At 70.5% G+C, this 2870-nt stretch carries 3 protein-coding genes; all 3 read left to right on the forward strand.

Going from position 1 to position 2870, the window contains the following annotated elements; all coding sequences use genetic code 11:
- The first annotated feature begins 103 nt into the window (after window positions 1-103).
- Window positions 104-1036, forward strand: a complete 933-nt coding sequence (locus tag IE275_RS45580) for a DMT family transporter (RefSeq protein ID WP_189718595.1) — start codon at window positions 104-106, stop codon at window positions 1034-1036.
- A 37-nt stretch (window positions 1037-1073) separates the two neighbouring features.
- Window positions 1074-2528, forward strand: a complete 1455-nt coding sequence (locus IE275_RS45585) for an FAD-dependent monooxygenase (protein ID WP_189718596.1) — start codon at window positions 1074-1076, stop codon at window positions 2526-2528.
- A gap of 55 nt (window positions 2529-2583) precedes the next feature.
- A partial coding sequence (locus tag IE275_RS45590) for a flavodoxin family protein (protein ID WP_189718140.1) occupies window positions 2584-2870 on the forward strand: 287 nt, incomplete at its 3' end.

Genomic DNA, 2870 nt, shown 5'->3' on the forward strand with positions numbered 1-2870 from the left:
TCGTCCTGGCAGGCCGCACCGCCCTCGGCCTCACCGCCTGACCCCCCACACACCACCCCCTCCGCCACGAGGGCGGCCACGCCCCTCCCCTGGAGCCCCCCAGATGAAGAACTCGACACTCCTCGCCCGCACCGCGCTCGGACCGGCCATCGGCGGCACCCTCTTCTACGTCGCCGCCCACTACCTGCCGCCGACGCCCTACTGGGACGGCTTCCTCCGGGTGCTGCCCGCCGGCCTGCTGCTGCTGGCGATCCGTCCCGCCCTGCCCCGCGGCTCGTGGTGGTGGAAGTCGCTCGTGCTCGGCATGCTCAACATGGGCCTGTTCACCGTGTTCCTGCTGATCTCCGCGCAGCGACTGCCCGGCGGTGTCGCGGCCACCCTGAACTCCACGTCGAGCCTGGTGGCCATCGCCGTCGCCTCGGTGGTCCTCAAGGAGAAGATCCGGCCGCACCACTACATCGCCTGCGTGGTCGGGGTCGTCGGCGTCGCGCTGCTCGTCCTGCGCAGCTCCGCCTCCCTGGACGCGGTCGGCGTCCTGGCCGGCATCGGCAGTGCCTCCAGCATGGGCATCGGCAGCGTCCTGGCCCGCAAGTGGGGCCGCCCGGAGGGCGTGCACAGCCTCACCACGGCCGGCTGGACCCTGCTCGGCGCGGCCGTCTTCCTGCTGCCGCTGGCCTTCCTCTTCGAGGGCGCGCCGCCGAGCTTCAGCGGCAAGGAGCTGTTCGGTCTCGCCTGGGCCGCGTTCGTGGTCGGCGCGCTCGGCTTCGCCCTCTTCCTCTCCGGCGTCCAGCGGCTGCCGGTGTCGCAGTCCGCGCCGCTGCCCCTGATGAACCCGGTCACCGCGGCCATCCTCGGCTGGGTGGCGGTCGGCGAGCGGCTCACCCTGGCGCAGCTGCTCGGCGGGGTGCTGGTCTGCTCCGCGATCATCCTGGTCGCGAACCCCACCCTCCTGGGCCGCTTCTTCACCAAGCCCGAGAAGCCCGCGGTCGCCACGGCCGCCAGCGACGACCCCGAGACCGTCGGGTCGTCTTCCTAGCCCACGGCGCGGCCGCTTACGGAGAACGGGAGAAGGCATGGAGAACTACGACGTCGTCGTGGTCGGCGGTGGCCCGACCGGGCTGGTGACGGCCGGACTGCTCGCACGGGCCGGCGTGCGGGTCCTGGTCGCCGAACGCCGGGTGCACCGCGGTGACCGGCCCAAGGCGGTCGTGCTGCACGCGCCGACCCTGGAACTGCTCGACGGGCTCGGTCTGCTGGACGATGTGCTGGCCCGCAGCATTCCGCTCGAACGGTTCGCCTTCCGGGTGAACGGGGCGGGGACGTTCACCGCCGAGATGACCGGGATGGACAGCCATCTGGACGGCTACCGGAATCTTCCGCAGCCCATTCTGGAAGGGCTGCTGGAGAAATACGCACTCGAATACGGTGCTCATATCGAGCGAGGCGTCGCATATCTTTCCCACGAGGCGAACGACTCCGGAATATCCGTCCGCTTCGAGGGGCGCGACGACGTCCGCTGCTCCTATCTGGTCGGCGGCGACGGCCCGCGCAGCGCCGTACGGGAGGCCCTGGGCGTCGCGATGACCGGCCGCAGCCTGACCACGAGCTATCTGCTGGTCGAGGGCGTTCCCCAGGAGCTGGTCGGCCGCACGGAGGTCGGCGTGCACGTCGGCGAACACGGCATGGTCACGATGATGCCGATCCCCGGTGACCAGGTACTGGTGGCCGGACCCGCGGTGTCCGGACTGGCCCTGGAACGCGACGCCGAGGTGCCGTGGAGCCGGATCGCCGAGGCGATCGAGACGCTGGGCTTCGGCAGTCGGCTGAGGCTCGCCGAGGCCGTCCGCACCAGCCACTACTCGGTGGATCTACGGGTCGCCGACCGCCTGGTGGCCGGCCGGGTCGCGCTGGCCGGGGACGCCGCACATCTGAACACCCCGGCCGGCGGGCAGGGTCTCAATCTCGGGATCGGCGACGCCGTCGCCCTTTCCTGGCGCATTTTCGCGGCCCTGAAGAAAGACGATCCGAATCTTCTTCTGGGATATGATGAGGAACGTCGTGAATTCGCGGCCAAGGTGGGGCGTACGACGTTTCTCGCCCCGTTGATCGAGCGGATCCGCACGGCCGACGAAACGACCCGGCCGGCCCTCCAGAACGAGCTGGACGAACTCGCCCTGTGCTGGAGCCAGCTGTATCCGGTCGAGGAGAACTGGCGCGGCGGCCACTACGAGCTGGGTGTCGGAGCGCGCGTTCCGTCCCGGATCAGGGCCGCCGGGAAGCTCCTGCCGTTCCTCGACCCCGGCGACCGGATCGACGGGTCGACGCTGCTGTGGTTCGACGGCACGGAGTCCGGGGCGGTCGAGAACGGTTCGTCGCTTCCGCCGGTGCGCGTCGAGGCCGGCTCCTCGCTACCGCCGGTGCGGGACGTGCGCCGGGTCCCGGCACCCGCCGGTGACCGGGTCACCGTGCCGGAGGGCGCCCAGGGCGTCCTCGTCCGCCCGGACCGCCGGGTGGCGCGGGTCCTGTAGCCCCCTCCTCGCTTGAGTCATTCCCCTTTCGCTCCCTCTCTGGAGGTACCTCGCCATGTCCAAGAAGCCTCGTATCGCCGTTGCCTATTTCTCCGGGTTCGGGCATACCGATCGTCTTGCGGAAGCGGTGAGGAGTGGTGCTGTGGAGGCCGGTGCGGAGGTCGAGCTGGTCCGGGTCGACGCGATGTCGGAGGAGGAGTGGCGGGTGTTGGACGAGGCGGACGCGATCGTGTTCGGTTCGCCGACCTATATGGGGTCGGCGGCGGGTGCGTTTCATGTGTTCGCTGAGTCGACGAGCAAGCGGTGGGCGTCGGCGGCGTGGAAGGACAAGCTGGGTGCGGG

The sequence above is a fragment of the Streptomyces phaeofaciens genome (genome assembly GCF_014648915.1).
Classification (GTDB): domain Bacteria; phylum Actinomycetota; class Actinomycetes; order Streptomycetales; family Streptomycetaceae; genus Streptomyces; species Streptomyces phaeofaciens.

Excerpts from the sequence above, each read along its gene's own strand:
- IE275_RS45585 (WP_189718596.1), top strand. The coding sequence starts at position 1,074 with ATGGAGAACTACGACGTCGTCGTGGTCGGCGGTGGCCCGACCGGGCTG.
- IE275_RS45580 (WP_189718595.1), top strand. The coding sequence starts at position 104 with ATGAAGAACTCGACACTCCTCGCCCGCACCGCGCTCGGACCGGCCATC.